Origin of the sequence: Komagataeibacter sp. FXV3, assembly GCF_015155755.1 — a bacterium.
Classification (GTDB): domain Bacteria; phylum Pseudomonadota; class Alphaproteobacteria; order Acetobacterales; family Acetobacteraceae; genus Komagataeibacter.
Map to the genome: position 1 here is coordinate 1 of NZ_VWPI01000081.1, position 22908 is coordinate 22908.

Annotated in this window: 19 protein-coding genes; 8 read left to right on the top strand and 11 right to left on the bottom strand. The window is 59.8% G+C overall.

Annotated elements, in window-relative coordinates; genetic code table 11:
• The coding region (locus F1542_RS08030; protein WP_193732570.1) for a restriction endonuclease at window positions 1–844 on the top strand (844 nt) is incomplete at its 5' end.
• Between the two features lie 22 nt (window positions 845–866).
• Here F1542_RS08030 and F1542_RS08035 read toward each other — a convergent pair.
• On the bottom strand, window positions 867–1763 hold the full coding sequence (locus F1542_RS08035) for a hypothetical protein (protein WP_193732571.1): 897 nt from the start codon (window positions 1761–1763) through the stop codon (window positions 867–869).
• Window positions 1764–2166: 403 nt separating this feature from the next.
• Here F1542_RS08035 and F1542_RS08040 point away from each other — a divergent pair, with 403 nt between their 5' ends.
• A complete protein-coding gene (locus tag F1542_RS08040; RefSeq protein ID WP_193732572.1) occupies window positions 2167–3618 on the top strand; it encodes an amino acid permease in 1452 nt (483 codons plus the stop codon).
• Between the two features lie 193 nt (window positions 3619–3811).
• Window positions 3812–4954: a hypothetical protein gene (locus tag F1542_RS08045; protein ID WP_193732586.1), complete on the top strand. Its 1143-nt coding sequence runs from the start codon at window positions 3812–3814 to the stop codon at window positions 4952–4954.
• A 95-nt stretch (window positions 4955–5049) separates the two neighbouring features.
• On the opposite strand, the gene F1542_RS08050 is transcribed toward F1542_RS08045, so the two are convergent.
• The 9 genes from F1542_RS08050 to ppdK form a co-directional block, all read right to left on the bottom strand.
• Window positions 5050–6051, bottom strand: a complete 1002-nt coding sequence (locus F1542_RS08050; protein WP_193732573.1) for an asparaginase — start codon at window positions 6049–6051, stop codon at window positions 5050–5052.
• A 214-nt stretch (window positions 6052–6265) separates the two neighbouring features.
• Window positions 6266–7516, bottom strand: a complete 1251-nt coding sequence (locus F1542_RS08055; protein ID WP_193732574.1) for an acyl-CoA dehydrogenase family protein — start codon at window positions 7514–7516, stop codon at window positions 6266–6268.
• Window positions 7517–7585: 69 nt separating this feature from the next.
• Window positions 7586–8812 carry an MFS transporter gene (locus F1542_RS08060; RefSeq protein WP_227672573.1) on the bottom strand — a complete coding sequence of 409 codons (1227 nt, stop codon included), beginning with the start codon at window positions 8810–8812 and terminating at the stop codon, window positions 7586–7588.
• A gap of 203 nt (window positions 8813–9015) precedes the next feature.
• Window positions 9016–9618: a hypothetical protein gene (locus F1542_RS08065; protein WP_193732576.1), complete on the bottom strand. Its 603-nt coding sequence runs from the start codon at window positions 9616–9618 to the stop codon at window positions 9016–9018.
• Window positions 9619–9748: 130 nt separating this feature from the next.
• Window positions 9749–9880 carry a hypothetical protein gene (locus F1542_RS17370; RefSeq protein WP_010506875.1) on the bottom strand — a complete coding sequence of 44 codons (132 nt, stop codon included), beginning with the start codon at window positions 9878–9880 and terminating at the stop codon, window positions 9749–9751.
• Between the two features lie 470 nt (window positions 9881–10350).
• On the bottom strand, window positions 10351–12027 hold the full coding sequence (locus tag F1542_RS08070; RefSeq protein WP_193732577.1) for an alpha-keto acid decarboxylase family protein: 1677 nt from the start codon (window positions 12025–12027) through the stop codon (window positions 10351–10353).
• Between the two features lie 52 nt (window positions 12028–12079).
• Window positions 12080–13420, bottom strand: a complete 1341-nt coding sequence (locus F1542_RS08075; RefSeq protein ID WP_193732578.1) for a B12-binding domain-containing radical SAM protein — start codon at window positions 13418–13420, stop codon at window positions 12080–12082.
• A 575-nt stretch (window positions 13421–13995) separates the two neighbouring features.
• A complete protein-coding gene (locus tag F1542_RS08080; RefSeq protein WP_193732579.1) occupies window positions 13996–14871 on the bottom strand; it encodes a pyruvate, water dikinase regulatory protein in 876 nt (291 codons plus the stop codon).
• A 73-nt stretch (window positions 14872–14944) separates the two neighbouring features.
• A complete protein-coding gene (gene ppdK, locus F1542_RS08085) occupies window positions 14945–17620 on the bottom strand; it encodes a pyruvate, phosphate dikinase (protein WP_193732580.1) in 2676 nt (891 codons plus the stop codon).
• Between the two features lie 561 nt (window positions 17621–18181).
• Here ppdK and F1542_RS08090 point away from each other — a divergent pair.
• Genes F1542_RS08090 through F1542_RS08100 form a run of 3 tightly spaced genes read left to right on the top strand, consistent with a single transcriptional unit; the run spans window position 18182 to window position 20100 of the window.
• On the top strand, window positions 18182–18358 hold the full coding sequence (locus F1542_RS08090; protein WP_010506883.1) for a DUF3311 domain-containing protein: 177 nt from the start codon (window positions 18182–18184) through the stop codon (window positions 18356–18358).
• Complete coding sequence (locus F1542_RS08095) at window positions 18355–19863, top strand: sodium:solute symporter (RefSeq protein WP_193732581.1); 1509 nt, start codon at window positions 18355–18357, stop codon at window positions 19861–19863. The genes F1542_RS08090 and F1542_RS08095 overlap by 4 nt, the downstream gene beginning before the upstream one ends.
• A 36-nt stretch (window positions 19864–19899) precedes the next feature.
• Window positions 19900–20100, top strand: a complete 201-nt coding sequence (locus F1542_RS08100; protein ID WP_193732582.1) for a hypothetical protein — start codon at window positions 19900–19902, stop codon at window positions 20098–20100.
• Window positions 20101–20175: 75 nt separating this feature from the next.
• Here F1542_RS08100 and F1542_RS08105 read toward each other — a convergent pair whose 3' ends face one another.
• A complete protein-coding gene (locus tag F1542_RS08105; protein WP_193732583.1) occupies window positions 20176–20403 on the bottom strand; it encodes a bacterioferritin-associated ferredoxin in 228 nt (75 codons plus the stop codon).
• A 405-nt stretch (window positions 20404–20808) separates the two neighbouring features.
• Between F1542_RS08105 and F1542_RS08110 the strand changes: the two genes are divergently transcribed.
• Both F1542_RS08110 and F1542_RS08115 read left to right on the top strand, forming a co-directional pair.
• Entirely contained in the window at window positions 20809–21714 is a 906-nt protein-coding gene (locus F1542_RS08110; protein ID WP_193732584.1) for a delta(1)-pyrroline-2-carboxylate reductase family protein, read from the top strand.
• A 45-nt stretch (window positions 21715–21759) separates the two neighbouring features.
• The gene (locus tag F1542_RS08115) at window positions 21760–22728 is read left to right on the top strand and encodes a D-2-hydroxyacid dehydrogenase (protein WP_193732585.1); all 969 of its coding nucleotides are present in this window, start codon (window positions 21760–21762) and stop codon (window positions 22726–22728) included.
• Window positions 22729–22908 lie beyond the last annotated feature (180 nt).

The following is a 22908-nucleotide window of genomic DNA, read 5'->3' on the forward strand; positions in this document are numbered from 1 at the left end:
GCATACCGAAGCGGACGACACCCCGCCCGCCGCCCCGCCGGTGATCGTGCAGCCGGCGGAAACACCCCGACCGACCGACATCTTTTTCATGACGCGCGGATTCCAGAAACTGGGGGCGCTGATCCTGACGCTGATGCTGGTCTGCGGGGCGGGATGGGTCATGGTGCTGATCCTGCGCGCATGCTGGCTCATGGCGCGGCGGCGCAAGGCCATCAGGCTCTGTCTGGGACTGGCGCAGCGGCATTCCGCCATGCTGGGACGGTGGTACCAGAATGCGCATGACACGACAGCAACCGCGCATTCCCATACCTCGTGGGCGACGTATCTTGACCGCTTCGTGCGCAGCACGCTTCTGCCTACGCTGACGCGGCATGAATACCACACGCTGTGGCCCAGCATCCAGAAAGCCGTACAGGGGCACATCACCACCATGGCCGCCAGCACGGCCAGCAGGCCGGCCGCCACCGCCATTACGCCCAGCACCTATCACCAGGACATGAACCAGGCGGAATACGCCGCTTTCTGTTCACAATGGATTGAAAAGGCGGGATGGGACACCCACCCCCCCGTGGCCACGGGGCTGGGTTCCGTTATCCAGTGCAACCGCAATAACCTGAAAATGCTGGTTCATTGCTGGATGGATCGCAAGCCGGTGCATGATGACGTGATCTGGCAGGGCATAAAGGAAAAGACCGACAGCAAGGCCAGCGTGGGCGCGATCGTATCAAATGCGCCCTACACGCAGGAGGCACTGCAACTGGGCAAGAAACACCGTATTTTCCTGCTCCATCATGAAGATGTGTTCAAATTCGTATCGGGCATAGAAGTGCCCGATGTCGCCTGAAACACCCAAAGGGCCGTAATCCCTATTCCTTGCGCGCCTGACGGGCGGCAAGCGCGTTGAAGCACAGCGCCGCACCCTGTGCCTGAACCGGATTGCCATCCAGAAAACGGGTATCATCCTCCCGCTTCTGCCCGGTCATGCGCTGGCTGCAGTAATCGAACAGCGCACGACTGTCACGCACCCGCGCGCAGTTCAGCAATCCGACAAAACTGACATATCCCGCATGGTCATGCAGTCCCGTGACGTAGGCTGCGCACTGTTTCAGGACAGGCGGGGAAATCCGGCGGGACATGATGGTGGCGTATGCCGCTTCTTCGCGCGTTGTGCAGGCATTCACGCCCGCACTGTCATGGTGCAGGGTGCAGTACTGCGCCACCGCCCCGTGCAGGTATCCCCCTTCGGTCGCGCTGTGCGCCCACTGCGCATCCGCCGCGCGGCGGTAACTGAACACCGCCGCGGCACGATCCGGCGTAATGGCGCGAAACGGCACGGGGCGCGATCCACAATACAGGGTCATGCGATAGCTGTCCGCATCATCCGGTTGGCTGGCAAAATCCAGATAGACCGGATTGAGCGGCGGCGGGCAGAGCATCCGCCCCGATGGCAGGGTCGGATTCTGTCCATAATCCACCTTGTACACAAGATGGCTGTCGCTACCCCGCTCCAGCGAAACTTCCAGAAGTTCACCATTTGTAAAATCGATCCCGCTTTCCGACAGCCGCAGTTCCCCTGTCGCGGCGGCGGTCTGGCTGTCCTGCGGGCGCAGCACGAAATACTGCGGGGCGTCCTGTGTCAGTTCGCTGCCTTCAAAACGCTCGTTATCGGCACGGGCGGGCACTGTTGCCAAACCGGCAACCATCAGCCCCCCCATGATCACACCGACGCATAATGCCCGCTGTGCAGATTCCTTTTTAAGCATGTCGAAAGGCTTTCTCGCTGATTAACTATTGTGCATTTACTGCCAAAGTTTTGGAAATAATGTTTAATTTTTAATCATAATGCTTTTATTAAGGCATCCATACTTGTCAGTCGTTATTTCGTCTGACAATGTTCATGACAGAACAACCAATTGATGATGCATGATATTTCTTTCCGTTTCTGCCCCGTTCCATACCCTGTCGCGTGCGAATGCCCTGTTTGCGGCGGCTGCGGCCTGTTGTCCGGTCATGGGAACAGGAACTGCATATTTTTTATACAGCCTTCCCCACGGAGACCATGAAGATGCCTGCTGAATTCCCGGCGCGCCCTTCGTTTTCCATCCCGGCAGGAACAACGCCCTCGTTCTTCCTTTCCACCGCGCCGACCATGGCGGAGACCAGAGCATGAGCAAACCGGACCCCGCGCTGGAAGACAGCATCCCCATCGTGCCAGAGGAGGATGATGGCTATCACAAGGGGCTGGGCGCACGCCAGATCCAGATGATCGCCGTGGGCGGCGCGATCGGGACGGGCCTGTTCATGGGGGCCGGATCGCGCCTGCAGGTAGCGGGCCCCTCGCTTGCGCTTGTCTATCTGATATGTGGCGTGTTCTCGTTCCTGATCATGCGCGCGCTGGGTGAACTGGTGATGTACCGCCCCACCTGCGGCAGCTTCGTATCCTATGCACGGGAATTCCTGGGGGAAAAAGCCGCCTTTGTCGCAGGCTGGCTGTCCTTCATGAACTGGGCCACGACCGGGATCGTCGATATCACGGCGGTGGCGATGTACATGCATTTCTGGGGTACGTTCGCCGCCATCCCGCAATGGGCCTTTGCCCTCATGGCGCTATGTATCGTCACCACGCTGAACATGGTGGGAGTCCGGTGGTTCGGGGAGATCGAATTCTGGTTCTCCCTCATCAAGATCGTGGCGCTGTGCCTGTTCCTGGTCATTGGCAGTGTCATTCTGGGCGTGCGCATGCCGGTGGGCGGACATACGACAGGACTGCACCTGATTGCGGATAATGGCGGCATCTTCCCCCATGGCCTGATCGCCAGCCTGCTGCTGGTACAGGGGGTGGTGTTCGCGTATTCCGGCATTGAACTGATCGGGACGGCCGCCGGGGAATGCGCGGATGTGCGCACCGTGCTGCCGCGCAGCATCAACAGTGTCATCTGGCGTATCGGCCTGTTCTATGTGCTGTCGGTAGTGCTGCTGGTCAACCTGCTGCCCTGGACGGCCTATCATGGCGGGACCAGTCCGTTCGTGACCTTTTTCCAGACCCTGGGCGTACCCGGTGTCGATACGATCATGAACATCGTGGTGCTGACCGCGGCACTGTCCAGCCTGAATTCCGGCCTGTATTCCACCGGGCGCGTGCTGCGCGCCATGGCGCTGGGTGGGGCGGCGCCGCAATCCCTTGCCCGCATGAATGCAAACTCGGTGCCCGCCAACGGCATCTGGCTGACAGTTGCGGTTTACCTGCTGGGGGTCGGGCTGAACTATATCGTCCCGTCACAGGTATTTGAAATCGTGCTGAACATGGCGGCAATCGGCATCATCAGCACGTGGGGTTTCATCGTGGTCAGCCAGATGAAACTGCGCCAGGCGGTCCGCAGCGGGCGCATCAGGTCAGCCGGTTTTGAAATGCCGGGAGCCCCCTTCACCTCGTGGCTGACGCTTGGCTTTCTGGCCAGCGTCCTGGTGCTGATGCTGTTTGACTATCCCAACGGCACCTGCACGCTGGCCACCATGCCCGTGGTCGCCATCATGCTGATACTGGGGTGGAAATACCTTAACAACAACAGCGGTACAGCAGACAGCAGGGACGAACAGCCACAGATCCCGACAACCTGAAAAGAAACTGGCGGGGGAACTGCCATTCCCCCGCCAGATCAACCGGCCTGCTGGCCCAGGAGCACAGCATTGATGTCCTGATATCCCCATACCTGCTGCTGCAGGGCATGTAGCAGGCACCCCATACCCTGCCCCCAATACCAATAAGGCCCGGCACGCACTGCCATGCGTGAAGGGACGTCCCGATCAGGAAATGGCCACAACCATGATTTCCTTCATACGTGCCCGCGCCGACAGGCGGCGGGGCAGCGCATCCCTGCGCAATGCGACCGCATTACCACATGACGCCGGTCGCCCCCGCAAACCAGCATCATATATTTCGATACCGGAATCAATGTTATTTGTTGCGGTATCGATTGCATCGGCCTGCGTCGGCATGCCCTCGGCCCACGCGGGCGGGACGGGGAATGGCACGGCCGCCGGGTCGCAGGGACTGCATGAAGATTATGCCCAGTGGTACACCGGGTCGCTGGTATCACCATCAGGCGCCCTGACGAAAAAGGGGGTATTCGCGTGGGAACCCTATTTCGCCTACAGCCAGCCCGTCGGCTATCTGGACAGCACGGGGCGGGGGATGTCGCTGAAGGACAAGGCGCATAGCGTATCGAACTTCACGCTGTACAAGTATTCCATCACCAATTCGATCAGCCTGCAGATGACACCGGACATAAGCTATGGCTGGCGCCGGGGGCACCATGGCGGCACGACCAGCGGGCTGAAAATGGGCGACCTGCCGGTGGATGTTATGTGGCGCTACCTTGATGCCGACCCGAAGCGTTATATCCCAGCCCTCAGCCTGTTCGTGGGGGTGGCGTTTCCATCGGGTGACTATACCAGGCTGGGCCGTGACGAGGATGGGGTGGGCACCGGCACCTATACCTTCCGCGTGGCGCTGACGGAACAGTCCACCTATACCCTGCCCGGTCATCATGAACTGCGGCTGCGCATGTGGGGCACGTTCCGCCGCGCGCTGACGCAGGCGCATATTGCCGATGTCAGCAGCTATGGCACCTCGGCCGGGTTCCGGGGACTGGCGCATCCGGGCATGTATGGGGAAAGCGGCTTTTCGCTGGAATATGGCGTCAACCAGAAATGGGTGATCGCCATGGACATGGCCCGCGACTGGGCCAACGGGTCCGTGGTGCGCGGTTACAATGCGCAGGGGAAATACCAGAACATTCTGGGGCAGGCATCGGGTGACTGGGTTATCGCCCCCGCGGTTGAATATAACTGGTCCCCCCGCTTTGGTGTTATTGCCGGTGTCACCGCGATGTTCGCGGGGCATAACACCGGACAGGTCATTTCACCGCAGGTTGCCTTCAACAGCGTGTTCTAAGGTTTTCCCGTAAAATTCTGGCAAACAATAAAAAGTTTTGGGTACCGCCTTTTTCAAAAGGCGGCATTTCCTGAAGCTTTTTGCAAAATAGGCCCTCAGGGCGTGTCGAACAGTGTCTGGATGGCATCCCCATCCGCCCCGGTCATCAATGCCAGGGCCAGAAGGATGCGGGCCTGCCGGGGCCGCATGTGACCGGCGGCCAGAATCCCGCGCTGGCATAATTCCTGCCGCCGGACCACGCCGCCGCAATACCCGCTACTGGCCTGCACCACCACGACACCACAGGCCACCGCGGCATCCAGCGCCACGTTTTCCGCAGGCGTGCACATGCCCGGCAGCATCCCCGCCGAGATGATGCCACGCGCGCCGGAAGTCACAAACGCCCGTATGGCCACGCCATCCGCGCCTGCATGGCTGTAACTGATATCCACGCGCGGGATTTCACCCCCGCTGCCATATCCCTCCGGCCAGCCGACATGACGGCGATATCCCGCGGCACGCCCGAAGAAAACCCGATTGGCCTCGATCATGCCAAGCGGCCCGAAATCGGGGGAGCGAAAGGTTTCAAGCTGATAGGTTGACGCCTTGGTCACTTCCTGCGCCGCATGGATTTCGTTATTGGCCACCACCAGCACGCCACGCCCGGCCGCATCAGGACACGACGCGACCAGCAATGCGGCGTACAGGTTGGCCGGGCCATCGGCGCTGATGGCGCTGGCGGGACGTTGCGCACCCACGACAACCACGGGACAGGGCACATCCAGCACGAGGTCAAGGAAACAGGCCGCTTCCTCCAGCGAGGAAGTACCATGCGTTATGACAACACCGTCCAGATCCGGCCAGGCCGCAATGGTCTGGTTCACAACGCTGGCCAGATCGAACCAGCGCGCCAGCGTCATCTCCACACTGTCACAGCTTGAAAAGGGAATGTCGCGCACCACGAACCGCGCCCGCACGGCTTCCGGCAGGGCAGCCAGCAGGTCGCTGCCCCCAATGCTTGCGCCAATTTCCGCGTAATCGACCGTATCACGCGGGTCCATGGAACGCCGGGCAATGGTGCCACCGGTCGCGATAATGGCAATGACAGGTCGCTGCATCCGTCTTTTCCCCCTGATCCGTATCCTGTCTGCGATCAATCACGTAGACATGAACAATTATTTTAAAATAACTTATTGATAAATAAATATAAAAATTTTCGGGTGCCGCTTTTTTTTCAAAAAGACGACATTTTTCGAAGCTTTTTGAAAAAAGCTTCATCAAAAACGCCCTTTGATTTTTAGGATATCTTAAAAGCAGGCTTTCCAAACCGGCCTACTGATAGGGACCGGGTTCCGGTTCCCACCCGGTCAGCAGGTGACGCCCGATTTCAGCATTTTTCCAGTCCACCGGATCATGCAATGACAGCGTGCGGGCATCGCGCCAGTAACGGTCCAGCCCGTTCACGTTATCCGTACCCCGCGCACCAGCCGCCGCCGGGGCATCCGACGCCGCGCGCAGCGCCGCGCGCGTGGCAACCGAACGGGCCGCACTGACGGCCATGGCGACCGCATTGCGCGATACCTGTCCATTTTCATACTGCACCAGCATCGTGCCCGCCTGCATCACGCTGCAATAGGCAGCAAACAGGTCCGCCCCGATTTCACCCAGCAGGCGGCGCACATAGGGATCCTGATCCGCGCTCTCCACGTCCGCAGCCCCCCAAGGCCGTGCGCGTTCGGGCACGAAAGCACAGACCGCGCGCAACGCCCCGATGCCGATACCGGTCAGGATGGCGCTGAAACCCGCCTGAAAACGCAGGGCGACATGCTGGGGCAGCACCGCATCCGGGTCCAGCGCGTTCCATTGGCCGCCCACCTTTACGTCTTCCAGCGTCACGGTGCCGGAATCCGTCGCCCTCTGGCCCATGCGGTCCCAGTCATGGTGCAAGACAAGGCCGGGCGCATGACGCGGCACAAGGTCCATACGCACGCCCGCGCGGACTGATCCCAGCCGTTGCGCCCGCACGGGATCAAAGGACGATACGGCGATCAGGTCCGCCCCGGATGCGCCAGTGGCATAGATCTTGCGTCCCGACAGGGCATGCGTGCCATCGGGGCAGGGCCGCGCCAGTGTTTGCAGGAAACCGTCAGCCGTGCGTCCGTTTTCGGCCACCGCCATGCCAAGGATGGCATGATCGTGTACGATACGATGCGCCAGGCGCTGGCGCAGGTCGGGTGGGGAATAGGCGAATATCTCGCGCACCAGATCATCATGCACCTTGTAGATCTGGGCCACTGCCGGATCGGCCACGGCAATACGCAGCATGAGTTCCAACGACAGGTCCTGCGCCATGCCCAGCCCACCCCATGCGCACGGCACGGCCAGCGCAAGGATACCCGTGGCCTTCAGCGCGGCGATCGCCTGATGGGGATAGCCCCCCGCGCGGTCACGGGCTGTGGCAGTCGGCGCGATTTCGCTATCAAGCACATGTTGTACCCGCAGCAGCACCGCCCCTGCCGGCCCGGAAACCTGCCGCACAGGGAACAGGTCACGCAGCAGTGGCGGCAGCAGATGGTCCCGCATCGGTACAGTTGTCATGCCAAAAAGATAGACATGCTGGGACAGGGCATCAACCACCCTGCCCCGGTCGGGTCAGCCACCAGCCTGCCTGCGGGCGGCGGCGCGGATATCGCTCAGCGTCAGCAGCCAGATCACGAACCCGCCCATGGCCAGGCAGCACCCGACCCAGCCCACGGATTCCCAGCCCAGACCAGCACTGATCGCCATGCCGCCCAGCATGGGGCCAATCGCGTTGGCCATGTTGAATGCGCTCTGGTTCATGGCCGCGGCCAACGCCTGCGCATCGACCGCGACACTCAGCAGGCGTGACTGGATCACGGTACCCAGTCCACCACCACACCCGATCATGAACACGATCGGCATCATGCCCCACACGGAATGCACCGAACCGGGAAAACCGGCCAGAGCGGCGGCATTGACCAGCAGCGTGCCGCCAATGGTCGGCATCATCTTGCGATCCGCCGCCCATGCGCAGGCCATGGTGCCCACCGTCATGCCCACGCCAAAGACCGCCAGCATGACCGGCGTCATGTAGGCCGGGGCATGGGTCACTTCCTGCAAGATGGAGGCAAGGTAGGTATAGACGCAGAAAATACCCCCGAACCCCACGACGCCAATGCCCAGCGTCAGCCAGACCTGCCGGTTGCGCAGGGCCCGGATCTCGGTCATGGCGCTGGCATTGGGGCGCGCCGGGTCGGTAGGCACGAAGCGCATGATCAGCAGCATGGTCAGCAGCGCCAGTCCCGCGATCAGCACGAAGGCCCAGCGCCACCCCACCATCATACCCAGCCCGTTGGCCATCGGCACGCCACCAATCGTGGCGATGGTCAGGCCCAGCACGACCCGCGCCACCGCCTGCGTGCGCCGGTTTTCCGGCACCAGCGAGGACGCGACAATACCCGCCGTGCCAAAATACGCGCCATGCGGCAGCCCGCTTATGAACCGGCACAGCAGCAAGCACAGGTAATTGGGGGCCAGTGCGGTCAGGCCATTACCAAATACATACAGGACCATCATGCCGATCAGCAGGTATTTGCGGCTGTATTTCGCACCCAACATGGCAATCAATGGGGCACCGACGCACACACCGGCGGCATAGGCCTCGATCGCATGACCGGCCTCGGGCACGGTGACGTGCATGTCCGCCGAAATCATGGGCACCAGACTCATGGCCGCGAATTCGGCCGTGCCAATGGCAAATCCCCCCAGCGCGAGGATGAAGAAAATCAGGCCGGGATGACCGGAAGGCTGCACGGGCGCACGAACGCCCCCACGCGCGATGGTGATTGTATCAGTCATGCATATGCTCTGGACAAAAAGAAAAAAGCGCACTTCCGTACGCTTCGTTTTGTCGCCGATACACCCATGCCGGGTTACCTACAAGCCTGCGTTGACGCATCCCCTCCGGACGGTTTCCCCCATCAACGGCCATAAAGGGCGGAAAACGTTTCTTCCGCCTTTCAGTGACATGTTTTTTCAAAATATTACGCGGACCTGCCGGGCTATCCGCAACGCCATACCCCGTCCTGTCCCACGGCTTCCGCCTGTTGTCGGATGCGGGCCAGCATGCGCCGCCGGATCAGGCCGCTTACGGGCCGGATCACATACCAGTACGGCGCGAAACGTCGCCATAAGGCCGGCGTGGGACAGGACACCCGTGTCTCGGTCACCAGCAGGGACTGGCCGACTGCCGCGGGTTCGACCGTAAAGCCCATAACCAGCCTGCACACATTCCTGTGCTGGCAGGCCAGAAAATCCGCACGTGATGCGATATCGACCAGTCCGTAATCCATCCGCCAGAACGCCCCGGCCAGCCCCAGAACCATTTCCCGATCGCCCACACGGCCAAGGGGTGTGAAATCATCCAGATCAAGTGTCCTGCGCTGCGACAGGCCCAGCAGGCGCGCGGGTCTTTCGCGCAGGCCGATGGCCAGACGGATCAGGGGATCATCCTGGGCACGATAACGGCTGATGCAATCCATAATGGTCTTACCTGTGGCATGGATGCGCAGGGCGTGGCGTTCCCGGAAGGTAAAACAGGGCAGCAGGTCGTCAATCAGGGCCATGATCATGCCTTCATGCAAAAAGAAGCGTTCCAGCCCCATCCTACAGGCATAAAAAAAGACGCCGAAGCGTCTGACCCGTCTTATTCATCATGACCTGCTGGCCGCCGGCCATTCCCACATTAACGTGGGAATTCCGGCTGCAGGGGTATCAGGACAGAAACCCCCAGGCTCAGGCAGCGCGATCGGACACGATGGTGGCAACCATCAGGGCAGCGATCATGGGCAGGAAAGCAACCATGGTCAGGGAAGACATGGCGTTCACGGAATGGGCAATCATGGTGCTGACGTTTTCAATAAACATGTTTCGGTTCCTCTGGTGTTGAGTTGGTAAGCCGGAAAGAACACCAGAACCGAAATACTCGCAATGGAAATCATACGCCCGTTTGGGGTGATTTACTGATCATTACATGATGAAAATATTATAATTGTCCAACAAATACTCAAAATGTAGCAAACCGTCAGGTATCCATTTTGGATGGAAAGAAAATATGCAAAAAAAAATGGCAACCCCTTTTACGGGCTTGCCATTGTCGCCGTAAAGCAGATTAAAGTATGTGCAACTGCACGCAATTTAATCAATTTACTTCACGATTTCGTGAGGTCGCTTGGGTCTTTTTTGCCGTCTACCGGACCGGGCGGGAGGCATCCAAACCCCGCTTTGGGGATGCACTGAAAAAACAGTCGTATTTTCAATAACCTGACTTATCCTTCCCGTCCAGCCTAAAAACAGGTCATTCCTCATTAATCGAAAAATGACCTGTCCGCCGCCGGTCAGGGCAATTCGGGGGTTTCGATTCCATAATCGTACCGCCGCACCGCCTGCCCCATCGCTTCCAGCCCGGCTGGCGCATCCATGGGGGTGAAACCAACCTCGATAAAAACGAGTCCTTCATGCTGCTGCGCCTGCGCCAGCGCGGTATCCAGTTCCGCCCGGTCACCGGCCTTCAGCGACAGCACCGCCGCGGCATCACCGCCCATCGCCGCAGGCAGGGCGGCATAATTCCAGTTGGCGATGTCGTTATAGACAGCCTGCGGGCCAAGGATCATGCGTTCGATGGTATAGCCACCGTTATTGACCAGGAAGATCGTGATATTGCACCGCAGCCGCAGCAGGGTGGACAGTTCCTGTGCCGTCATCTGGAACGACCCGTCGCCGATAAACAGCACATGCCGCCGCTCCGGCAGGGCAAGGCATGCCCCAAGACTTGCTGGAAGCGAATAACCGATTGCCGCCCAGACCGGCTGGACCAGCAGGCTGCATCCGGCGGGCAGACGGGCATGCAGCATTGCCACCATGGATGACCCGTTATCGGCGCCCACGATGTCACCCGGCTGCAGGAAGGCTTCAATCCGTTGCCAGAATGCCGCCTGCCCCCATGGCTGTGCATCAGGCGACGCCGGTGCGGCATGATCAGGCGATGCGGGCAGCGCCGGACATGCGGGCGGCATGCCCCCCATTTTCCGCGTCACGGCATCAAGCAGGTCGCCAGCGGTAAGGCCCTGCATGTTTTTACCATCACAGGTCAGGCTGAACGGCTGCACGTCTATCAGCGCACCGGGCTGCAGTTCCTGTGAGAAATAACCCGAGGTGGAATCGACAAACCTGACACCCAGACCGATCACGCAATCAGCATTCCTTACATAATCCGCAACACCTGGGGCAGATGCGTGGCCCCCATACGGACCCAGCCACAACGCCCCGGATTCCGGCAGCAGCGTGCGCGCGGTGGACAGGGCTGCATAGGGAATGCCGCGCTGCGTACACAGGCGCAGCACAAGGTCGTGCAATCCGTACTGGCGCACCATGGCGTCCACCAGCACCACGGGCTGGCGTGCCTGCGCAATGCGCTGCACCACCCACCCGACCGCCTGCGCCAGCAGGGCGGGATCCGATTTTACAACCGTCGGTGACGGCGGCGGCACGTCAACATCCACATAACAGATGTCGGAGGGGAACTGGATATAGACCGGGCGCTTGTGCGTCTGCACGGCGTGCAGCACGCGATCGGTTTCCGTCACGGCGGTTGCAGGCAGCAGGCGGGCGCTGGCAACCGTAAACTGCTGGTAGCAGACCATGACGTTATCGTAATCGCCATCGGCCAGGGTGTGGTGCACCAGGGCGCGCGACTGGATGGCATGCATGGGCGGCATGCCCGAAATCACCACCACCGGCACGCCTTCCGCGCACGCACCCGCCACGGCGGACAGCGCGGACAGGTCACCCACGCCATAGGTTACCAGCACGGCCCCGATACCCGACATCCGCGCGTCGCCATCAGCCGCATAGGCGGCATTGAGTTCATTGCAGGTGCCAATGAACTCAATGCCGGGCGTGCGTTCGACCAGTTCAAGGAATTCGAGGTTATAATCCCCCGGGACGCCATAAATGCGCGAAACACCGATATGCCGGAGCCGGTCCAGCAGCATACTTCCGATTGATCCGCGCATGCCGTCACTTCCCTAACCTGTTGCCTCCCGGCCTGAATTGGCCGGGCGGGATTCAATAGATATCAAAATCATTGTTTCCCGTGGATGAAAAGGCCATGCGCCGTTCGGTCAGGTTCAGAATCCATGAAGACATGTCCGACCGGGTCCGGGGGAACGGCAGGCGATGCACCATGGAGCGCATGCTGTAGAATTTGCGATACATGGTCTGGATGCGCTGTTCCATCTGGCCCGGCGTGCAGTTCTTGGGCCAGATATGGCAGACCTGCCCGGGCCAGCGGTCGATGTCCTCGGGGTCGATGATGCGGCCGGCCTTTTTCATGCGTTCGAACAGGGCCGTCCCCTTGGTGGGGGTCAGGATGTTGAAATAGGCCGCAGGCACCTTGTGCGCCTCAAGGAAGGACAGGGTCGCGTTATAGACATCGGGATGTTCATCATCATAACCGAAGATGAAGTTGAGCGAGTAGCTGATGTCACGCTTGCGCAGGTTGTCAAACATCTCGCCATAACGGCTGGCCTTGTTCCAGCCCTTCTTCATGCCCTGCAGCATTTCTTCATCAATGCTTTCGATGCCGATATTCACGTGCATCACGCCGCTGCGCTGGGCCAGGTCAAGGAAAGCGGTATCAAGGCACAGATTGGATGACCACAGCGTGGACCAGCGGATCTTCAGCGGTACCAGGCCCTCCATCAGTTCCATCGCGCGGCTTTTCTTGCCGCCAAAATTACTTTCCCCGAAAAAGAAGTGGCTGCCCTTGTCCTTGATCCGCTCCAGTTCGGCCACCATCTGGTCCACCGGCCGCCAGCGGTAGCGCCCGCCCAGATAGAAGCGTTCCGAACAGAAATCACACACGAACGGACACCCGCGTGAGGACTGCACCGCGAACGTGCGGAAAGGCCCGAATTTCTTCAGGTCCAGCAGTTCATAACGCGGCGGCGGCAGGTCGTTGAGTTCCTTCAGGGGCGCTGCGCGATAGATCTTCTGCAGCCGGTCGGCGGCCGCGTCCTCCAGCATAGTTTTCCAGATCGGTTCGGCTTCCCCCACGCCCACGGCGTCACAGTGTTCGGCGGCTTCGTCGGCATAGAAGAAGGCGTGCGGGCCACCCATGATGACCTTGACCCCACGGCGGCGGAACTCAGCCGCGATGTCATAGGCGCGTGGGGAATGCAGCGTCCACGCCGACAGGGCGACCACATCCACCGGCACATCGAAGTCGATGTCCTCAAGCTGTTCATCCAGCAGGGTGACCGTCCATTCCCGCGGGGTCAGGGCAGCAAGGTACGGCAGGGCGAGTGGCACCATCTGCCGTCGCTTGGTCTTGAAAATGGTCCGGTCGGTCTTGGACCGGTAATGCGATGGCTGGATAATCAGCAGCTTGAGATCTGTCTTGGACATGCTTCAGCTCTATGGACCCGGATGTGGTAAGGAATATCCTGATAAATAACTCTTTCTCATATCGTACGTTTTTTGTCCCACATGTCCACTGCACGAAATAAACAGCACCTAATCATTCATCTTTGTATAGAATACACATATTTCACCTATCAAAAAATTGCATGATTATTTATTTTATCATTACTATTATTACTTTTTTATTATTTACATAATTTTTGATTATTATTTAAATCATTATCTAAACTCGAATATTACACATATCTGGTTAAAGCCTGCTGCATATCTGCGTTTCAGCCAAAAGAATGCCTGCAGCCCGCAATGTCTCGCGGTCCCACGTCATTGGAGCACAAGAAAACATCACAAGGCCGCACCCGCCACGCCCGTTCACGGCGCAGGCGACACGGCATGCCCACGGGATGCTGCGGGCAATCCATCATTTCTGGCGGAAATACTGGCGGACCATGCGACATGGTCCGGTTGGTACGGCCTGCCGTGCCACATTCCATGGCATCCGGCAGGCTGTACTGCAGTCTCATGCCACGCGGAATGGCATGTTCACCCAAAGACGCGCGGGCTTACGGTCCGGGCCAGTCCAGATCAGGTGAGGTCCCGGTCACGCCATCATGCTCCAGCATGTCGATAATGGCAGCGGCCGTTTCCTCTACCGAGCGATGGGTCACGTTTATGACCGGCCATTTATGTCGTGTGCACAGACGCCGCGCCCATTGCAGTTCTTCCTGCACGCTCTGCGGGTCGATATATGGCCTGACCGAGGTTGCAGACATGCCGGGGGTTGCGATCGAACGGCCGGGCAGCATCATCCCCACGCGTGAACGCCGGATTTCCAGCAAGGTATAAGGGTCAATCGTCAGCCCCACCACCAGGCCGGGAAAATCCTGCAATGCGGCCGGCAGCGGCGCATTTGGCACCAGCGGGATATTGGCCGCCCGTATCCCACGGTTGGCAAGGTAGAAGCAGGTCGGTGTCTTGGACGTGCGCGATACGCCCACCAGAACCACATCTGCCTTGGTCAGGTCCGTCGTTTTCTGCCCGTCATCATGAGAAATGACGTACTGCATCGCGTCGATACGCCGCCGGTATGTATCATCCATCACATACTGGCCGCCGGGGTGGCGTTCGGCCACGATCCCGGTCTGCTGTTCCAGGAAATGGATGGTGCCATCAAGGATGTTCTTGACCTGCACCCCCATGCGCGCACACCCCATGCGCAGCATGTTCTGCAGGTCCGGGGAGGTCAGCGAGGACAGCACCGGCCCCGGTTCATCCCCGATCCCGGCCAGCACGCGCGCAACCTGCACGCGCGTGCGGATCAGGTTCCAGTTACGTGGTGAAAACGCCGCCCCCTGAAACTGGGCGCTGCAGGCGCGCATGACCGCCTCCAGCGCCTGCCCTGTCGCTTCGGAGACAAGATGCAGGATAACTTCGCCCATGGCCCTGCCTGACAGGACGCCCCACGCCGGGTGGGGCGTCCCTGATGGTTATGTTGCGTGCGAACGGCCTGCCTCAGGCAGCCTGCCCGGCCTTCTGCCGTGTGGCCAGCGCCGCCTGTGCCGCGGCAAGACGGGCCACCGGCACGCGGAAGGGCGAGCATGAGACGTAATCCAGCCCGACTTCATCAAAGAAGGCGATGGAATCCGGATCACCGCCATGTTCACCACAGATGCCCAGCTTCAGGTCCGGGCAGGTCTGCCGCCCGCGTTCCACACCCAGGCGGACCAGCGCGCCCACGCCATCACGGTCAATGGACACGAACGGGTCGCGCGGCAGCAGGCCGTTATCAACATAGTACGGCAGGAACGAACCCGCATCATCGCGCGACAGGCCGAATGTCGTCTGCGTCAGGTCATTCGTCCCGAACGAGAAGAAATCGGCATATTCCGCGATCTTGTCCGCCTGCAGCGCCGCGCGGGGCAATTCGATCATCGTGCCGATGTAGTAGTTGAGGTTCGTGCCCTCTTCCTTCAGCACGCGTGCGATCTCGTCTTCCGCAGCACGGCGGGTGGTGGCCAGTTCGGCCTGCGTCGCCACCAGCGGGATCATGATTTCAGGACGGATGGGCTTGCCCAGTTCCTTTTCCACCATAACCGCCGCCTGGATCAGCGCGCGCACCTGCATGGCATAGATTTCCGGGCTGGTCAGACCAAGGCGGCAGCCACGGTGGCCCAGCATCGGATTGGTTTCAGCCAGTGCGGCACAGCGCGCGCGCACATCATCCACGCTCTTGCCCAGTGCGTTCGCCACTTCGGCCATTTCAGCTTCGGCATGCGGCAGGAATTCATGCAGTGGCGGATCCAGCAGGCGCACCGTCACCGGCAGACCCGCCATGATACGGAACAGGCTGGCAAAATCATCACGCTGGAACGGCAGCAGGGCGGCAATCGCCTTCTGTCGCACGGCTTCGTCATCAGCAATGATCATCTGGCGTACGAAACCGATCCGATCAGGACCGAAGAACATGTGTTCCGTACGGGCCAGGCCAATCCCCTCCGCCCCGAAGCGACGTGCGGTCCGCGCATCGTCCGGTGTTTCGGCATTGGCCCGCACGCCAAGACGGCGCACCGTGTCCGCCCAGCCCATGAGCGTATTGAAATCATCCGACAGCGTGGGTTCAATGGTCGGCACACGACCAAGGTAGACCGCCCCCGTCCCGCCATCGAGCGTGATCCATTCACCCTGCGCCACGGTGTGCGACCCGACGGTCATGGTTCCTGCCGCGTAATCGACATGAATACTGCCCGCACCCGCCACGCACACGCGGCCCATGCCACGCGCGACAACGGCGGCGTGCGACGTCATGCCGCCACGGGTGGTCAGCACGCCACGGGCGGCGTGCATGCCATGCACGTCCTCGGGCGAGGTCTCGATCCGGACGAGGATCACATCCTCCCCCTTCGCCGCGCGGGCTTCGCATTCCTCCGCCGTGAACACGACGGCACCGGCGGCGGCTCCAGGCGAGGCCGGAAGCCCACGGGTCAGCTGCACGCGTTCGGCCTTGGGGTCCAGCGTGGGATGCAGCAGCTGGTCAAGGGATGCGGCGGGAACGCGCTGGATGGCTTCTTCCTGCGTAATCAGCCCCTCGCGCGCCATGTCGATGGCAATCTTGAGTGCCGCCGCGGCCGTGCGCTTGCCGTTACGGGTCTGGAGAATGTACAGGACATTGCGCTGGACGGTGAATTCGATGTCCTGCATGTCCTTGTAATGGGTTTCCAGCACGGAACGCACACGCAGCAGCTCGGCATAGGCTTCGGGCAGCGTGGTTTCCATCGGGTGCTGACCGGCCTCGGCACGGGCGCAGGCCATGGGCTGCGGGGTACGGATGCCCGCCACCACGTCCTCGCCCTGCGCGTTGATCAGGTATTCACCATAGAAAATGTTTTCACCCGTCGACGGGTCGCGCGTGAAGCATACGCCGGTGGCGCAGTCATCGCCCATGTTGCCAAACACCATGGACTGCACATTGACCGCAGTCCCCCACGAAGCCGGGATTTCATGCAGCTTGCGGTACGTATTGGCGCGCGGGTTCATCCATGAGCCGAATACCGCGCCAATGGCGCCCCAAAGCTGGTCATGCGGGTTGGTGGGGAATTCGGTCCCGGCATGGGTGCTGATGATATGGCGGTAGTCCACCACGATGGCGCGCCACTGGTCAGCCGTGACGGCCGTATCGTCTTCCACGCGGTTTGCGCGCTTGAACTGTTCAAGCACGTCCTCGAAATGGTGATGCGGCACGCCCATCACGACCGAGCCGTACATCTGGATGAAGCGGCGGTAGCTGTCCCACGCGAACCGCGCGTCACCGGAGGAGCGGGCAAGCCCTTCCACCGTTTCGTCATTCAGGCCCAGGTTCAGCACGGTATCCATCATGCCCGGCATGGACACGCGCGCGCCGGAACGGACCGAGACCAGCAGCGGCGCGTTAGCATCGCCAAAACGCAGGCCCATCGACTGCTCGACCCGGTTCAGGGCGGCGGCGACCTGCGCCTCCAGCGCGGCGGGATACTTCCGGCCATTTTCATAAAAGGCCGAACAGACTTCCGTTGTAATGGTAAAGCCCGGCGGTACGGGCAGGCCATTTGCAGCCATTTCCGCCAGGTTGGCACCCTTGCCGCCCAGAAGGTTGCGCATATCCGCGCGCCCCTCGTTCAGGCCATCTCCGAAGCTGTATACCCATTTGGTCATGTCTGTTCGTTCCTACGCGCGTCCGTCTGTCAGAAATGACGCCTGATCCGGAACAGGGTAAAAAAACAGGCGACCGCGCTATTAGTATTGTTTGTTGTTGGCAGGTCCGGGCATTGAAAATAACCGCCACGGGCAAGCGCGGGCAATCACTATTTTAGCGCACCGTATGATTGATGCCGACTGCCCCCGACATGGCGACAGGCATGACCAACAGGAAAAATTTTCCATAAATCTTTATTTTACAATGCATTATATGAGATTTTTTATCCCTGACGGGCGCAGCAGGGCATGACGAAGCGCCTTAAATATTATATTTAATGATATTAGTTATTATTTTTTTAAATTAGTTTTTAGTCAATTCCATTCTGCCAAAGCATGTTCAGCAGTTGTGCAATGCAACAAAAGAATTGCGCAGCGCACAATAATAAAAACGTAATTACAAAAAATATCCTTAAAAATTTCAAAATTACTTTGAAACCATCTCAATTATGTTGACACCTGCGCCCTGTTTCCAGAAACATCCCTTGCGGCCACACAAAAAAACAAGAAGTCACGGTCAAAATGAAAAAAACCATATTCCTCCTCCTGCCCTTTGCGGGTCTCCTGTGGGTTCCGTTGTACAACCGGCATGACCCGGTGCTGTTCGGCTTCCCGTTTTTCTACTGGTACCAGTTTGCGTGGGTTCCGGTCACATCCGTCCTGATCTGGATGGCATGGAAAACGGACCGTCAGTCATGAACACAGCAATCCTGCCTGACAATGCCGCCATCAGCGTATTCGTCGTCTGTTTCGTTGCCACCATCATGCTGGGCAGCACGGTGCGGCTATGGCGACCGCTGCTGAACCGCCGCAAGCGCACAGACAGTCATAGCGAAGGGGAAGAATGGGGACTGGGCGGGCGTGAATTCGGCGCCTGGGTCACATGGTTTCTGGTGGGCGGGGATTTCTACACCGCCTATACGGTCATTGCCGTACCGGCGCTGGTCTATTCCACCGGGGGGTTCGGTTTCTTCGCGCTACCTTACACCATTATCGTCTATCCCTTCATTTTTGCCGTCATGCCCTGGCTGTGGACCATCGCGCGTGACGGTGGCCATGCCACGGCGGCGGATATCGTACGTGCGCGTTTTGGCAGCCGGACGCTGGAACTGATGGTGGCGGTCAGCGGGCTTGTCGCCGTGCTGCCCTATATCGCGCTGCAGCTGATCGGCATCCGCACGGTGATCGAGGCGCTTGGCTTCACCGGCATGCTGCCGCTGCTGATCGCATTTGTCTCCCTTGCCGCCTATACGTGGCTGGGTGGGCTGCATGCCCCCGCGCTGACCGCCTTCATCAAGGACGTGATGATCTATATCGCGGTGCTGGCGGCGGTCATCATCGTGCCGATCCACCTTGGCGGGTACGGGGCCATGTTCCATTCGGCAGCCAGCCACCTGCCCGGCGTGCCGGACGGCCATATCGTGGCGCAGGGACAGGTGGTGCCCTATGCGACACTTGCCCTGTCCTCGGCCTTTGCCGCCTTTCTGTATCCCCATACGCTGACCGGGATCCTGGCGGCGAAATCGGCCGATACGATCCGGCAGAATGCGGTTTTCCTGCCTGCCTATACCATTGTGCTGGGACTGATCGCGCTGCTGGGGCTTATGGCGCATGCGGCGGGGATCGTGACGACGTCCTCATCCCAGGTGGTGCCGCAGCTTTTCCTTGCGATTTTCCCGTCATGGTTCGCAGGGTTCTGTTTTGCCGCAATCGCCGTGGGAGCGCTGGTACCCGCATCCGTCATGGCGATCGGGGCGGCCAACCTGATCATGCATAACATCCTGCCCCACCGCAGCGACTCGGTAACCGGTTCGCGCGTGGCCGGATTCGCGGTCAAGGTTGGCGCGCTGGGCTGCGTAATCTTCCTGAACGCCAAATTCGCCATCGACCTGCAGCTGCTGGGCGGGGTCATCATCCTGCAGACCTTTCCCGCACTGATCATGGGGCTGCTGCCGCTGCGCCTGCCCGCCCCCGCGCTGGTCGCGGGGTGGGTAATCGGGTCGGTTACCGGGCTGGGGCTGTGCTGGATTGATGGGTTGAAGCCGGTGCATCCGGTCGCGTTTGCCGGTTTTTCGGCGTCCGTTTCAACCGGGCTGCTGGCGCTGGGCATCAATATTGCCGTGACCCTGCTGCTGGGGGCCGTGATCCGGCTGGCGCTGGGGGCTTCCCCATCCACCCTGCGTCCGGGCAGCATCCGGCGCTGAACCCTGCCCGGCGTTCATGTGGTGTGGAACCGTCACATGAACGCATCCCTGGCATTTTCACAAAATTACGGCCCCTGTCATATGACCGGGGCCGTTTTCTGTATTGGCGCGGGCTGGATGCGCATGTCAGGCCATGCGTACCGGAAAGAATCCGGCGGGCCGAGACTGTTTGAAAGCAGCCCCGGAAACAAAGCCTTTCGGGCGTTGCCTTTTCCCATAAAAGGCAACGAATCCTGAAGCTTTTTGAAAAAAGCTTCACCAAAAACTTTTAAGATTGCATGGGTTTGCAGAGATGACTGTCCACATAGTCCTCTACATTGCCTGTGACACGATTTCAGCATGCCTGTTCATGGTATCCGCAATGTTCGCGCGGCCCTGACGGGCAATCTGCCGCAACAGGCACACCACGCCTGGTACACAGTTGCCGCACTGGGCACGACATCCCTTGGATTCATAAACTTCCTTAGGCCGGACAGCCCCATTACGCGCGGCTGTTTCCACATCTGTATCGGTCAGCATATTGCAGGAGCAGACAAACATTTATCTATCCCAATCGATGATGTGGACACACCATAATCACGAATGAGAACAAATCGCAATACACTTATTTCGCGCTATCTGAAGCAGTGAGCACTTGCCGGTCTCCCACGCCGGATTCATATTCACATGTTACCATTACCATTACGTGCGATAATTTTGTAAGGGTTTGGACAAACCGGGCATCCTGTCCTGTCGTCTCCTTCCTGCGTGGCCGCAATATCGTGACAACAATGACTGCAAGACCGGAACCTGCAATCCGCCCTTCCCCTTGCAGGGAAACAAAGGGGGCAGCCATGGCCACGTCGTTGCACATGGCAGATGAAATCGACAGAATAAGCAGCAATATCAATCACCGGCATTGGCGTAGTCATTGCCAGATATCCATACCGGTACGGGGCGGTGGGCATGAAAATATATTCCGATCAGGAAACGCGCGACTTCCTGCCGTTTCCCCCCCTGGTCAACGCGCTGGCACTCGCCATGCAGGAACTGGAACGGGGCCAGATCCAGTGTCCGGAACGGACAACCGTGCGCACCCATAACCATGCAGGTGCGCTGATGACCATGCCATCGGTTGGCCGCGATATCATGGTCACAAAACTGCTGACCCTATTTGGCGGCAATCCCGCCCTTGGCCTGCCAACCATACAGGGCCAGGTCATCTGCGCCGAAGCCTGCACCGGGCGTTTCCTGTTCACGCTTGACGGGCCAACCGTCACCATGCGCCGCACCGCCGCAGTCAGCATGCTGGGTATCCGCACGCTGGCGCGCGGCCCGGTCCGGCGCGTGCTGGTCATTGGCACCGGCACGCAGGCACTGGCCCACCTGCAGGCATTATGCGCCCTGTATCCCGGCATTACCGTTGCCATTCGCGGGCGCACGCTGCAACGGGCACGGGATTTCTGCCTGGAACACCAGACACCCGCCCTTACCCTGCGCCCTGAAAAAGCGCAGGAGGAACCGTTTGATGTCATAATCACCGTCACGGCCAGCACGTCGGTCATTTATAATGAACCCGCCCGCGCGGACTGTCTGGTCATTGGTGTAGGCGCCTACCGGACCGACATGGTTGAAATCGGACCGGATACCATAGCAGGCAGTTCGCTGTACGTGGATGACGCCATCGGCGCACCGGTCGAGGCGGGCGACCTGTATCAGGCTGGTGTGGACTGGAACAATGTCCATCCCCTGTCCCGCGCACTGGATGACGGGCCGCCTGCTGATGGCAGACCCGTTTTTTTCAAATCCGTCGGATGTTCCGCATGGGATCTGGCAGCCTGCCGGGTGGCGCGCCTGCATGGGGCGGAATAACCCTGTACCGAGATCCGTTTCCCACCCTGCAGGAGGATAATGGCCATGAACCAGATAAACAGCCCTGCGCAGACAATCTATGTCGCGCATGAATATTACGATATCCGCGCGGAACTGGAAAAACGCCCTGGCAGTCCCCCCTGTGTGCAGGTCCAGACATTCACGCAGTTGGAACAGATCATACCACAGGCAGAAATACTGGTAGTGTCCATGTTATGGCGCGACACCCTGCTGGAACGCGCGCCAAGGCTGAAACTGATACAGTCCATCAGTTCGGGGGTGGAGCAGTTTGATCTGGAACAGATCAGGGCACGCAACATCCATCTGTGCAATGCGCGCGGGGCGAATGCCGCCGCGGTTGCCGAACATGCGCTTGCCCTGATGCTCAGCCTGTCACGCCGGCTGTATGAGGCACGCGATAACCAGCACCGCACCCACTGGTCGGGCACCGGCATGGATGGCCGCCCCCGCCTGCAGGAACTGACCGGCAAAACGGTGCTGATCGTGGGCATGGGCACCATTGGCGACCGGCTGGCGCGGATCTGTCTGGCGCTGGGCATGCGCGTCTGTGGCATGCGCCACAGCACGCGGCCGCTGGATGTGCCCGGCGTTACACAGGTTATGGCCGATGACCTGCATGCCGCCATGGGTCAGGCCGATCATATCGTGCTGACCTGCCCCCTGACCCCACAGACCGAAGGGTTGATGAACCAGCGCGCCTTTGCCGCCATGAAGCGCGACGCCTGCCTTATCAACGTGGCGCGTGGGCGGGTCGTGGATGAAACCGCCCTGATCGCCGCCCTGCGCACGAACGCCATCGCGGGTGCTGCCCTCGACACCTATGCGGATGAACCGCTCCCCCCCACTTCCCCGCTGTGGCAATTGCCCAATCTGGTCATGACCAGCCATGTCGCGGGGGAAACGCAGTTCTATGAACACAATGTCGTGGATATTTTACTGGACAATATCAGGGCGCTGGAAACCGGCGGTCCGTTGCGTAACCAGATTGTATGAAAATATGAAGCATAAAGAAAATTGTGGTGAAGCTTTCTCAAGCTTCAAGGAATGCCGCCTTTTTGGGAAAAGGCGGCACGCATAAATTTTTTATTATTGTTCAGATACTTTCCCCGGCATGCTTTTTCAGCATGATCAGCGCAAGCAGATAGACAACCAGCCCTCCCACTGAAAACAATG

Excerpts from the sequence above, each read along its gene's own strand:
- F1542_RS08035 (WP_193732571.1), bottom strand. The coding sequence starts at position 1,763 with ATGCTTAAAAAGGAATCTGCACAGCGGGCATTATGCGTCGGTGTGATC.
- F1542_RS08040 (WP_193732572.1), top strand. The coding sequence starts at position 2,167 with ATGAGCAAACCGGACCCCGCGCTGGAAGACAGCATCCCCATCGTGCCA.
- F1542_RS08045 (WP_193732586.1), top strand. The coding sequence starts at position 3,812 with ATGGCCACAACCATGATTTCCTTCATACGTGCCCGCGCCGACAGGCGG.
- F1542_RS08050 (WP_193732573.1), bottom strand. The coding sequence starts at position 6,051 with ATGCAGCGACCTGTCATTGCCATTATCGCGACCGGTGGCACCATTGCC.
- F1542_RS08055 (WP_193732574.1), bottom strand. The coding sequence starts at position 7,516 with ATGCGGGACCATCTGCTGCCGCCACTGCTGCGTGACCTGTTCCCTGTG.
- F1542_RS08060 (WP_227672573.1), bottom strand. The coding sequence starts at position 8,812 with ATGACTGATACAATCACCATCGCGCGTGGGGGCGTTCGTGCGCCCGTG.
- F1542_RS08065 (WP_193732576.1), bottom strand. The coding sequence starts at position 9,618 with ATGGGGCTGGAACGCTTCTTTTTGCATGAAGGCATGATCATGGCCCTG.
- F1542_RS17370 (WP_010506875.1), bottom strand. The coding sequence starts at position 9,880 with ATGTTTATTGAAAACGTCAGCACCATGATTGCCCATTCCGTGAACGCC.
- F1542_RS08070 (WP_193732577.1), bottom strand. The coding sequence starts at position 12,027 with ATGCGCGGATCAATCGGAAGTATGCTGCTGGACCGGCTCCGGCATATC.
- F1542_RS08075 (WP_193732578.1), bottom strand. The coding sequence starts at position 13,420 with ATGTCCAAGACAGATCTCAAGCTGCTGATTATCCAGCCATCGCATTAC.
- F1542_RS08080 (WP_193732579.1), bottom strand. The coding sequence starts at position 14,871 with ATGGGCGAAGTTATCCTGCATCTTGTCTCCGAAGCGACAGGGCAGGCG.
- ppdK (WP_193732580.1), bottom strand. The coding sequence starts at position 17,620 with ATGACCAAATGGGTATACAGCTTCGGAGATGGCCTGAACGAGGGGCGC.
- F1542_RS08090 (WP_010506883.1), top strand. The coding sequence starts at position 18,182 with ATGAAAAAAACCATATTCCTCCTCCTGCCCTTTGCGGGTCTCCTGTGG.
- F1542_RS08095 (WP_193732581.1), top strand. The coding sequence starts at position 18,355 with ATGAACACAGCAATCCTGCCTGACAATGCCGCCATCAGCGTATTCGTC.
- F1542_RS08100 (WP_193732582.1), top strand. The coding sequence starts at position 19,900 with ATGAACGCATCCCTGGCATTTTCACAAAATTACGGCCCCTGTCATATG.
- F1542_RS08105 (WP_193732583.1), bottom strand. The coding sequence starts at position 20,403 with ATGTTTGTCTGCTCCTGCAATATGCTGACCGATACAGATGTGGAAACA.
- F1542_RS08110 (WP_193732584.1), top strand. The coding sequence starts at position 20,809 with ATGAAAATATATTCCGATCAGGAAACGCGCGACTTCCTGCCGTTTCCC.
- F1542_RS08115 (WP_193732585.1), top strand. The coding sequence starts at position 21,760 with ATGAACCAGATAAACAGCCCTGCGCAGACAATCTATGTCGCGCATGAA.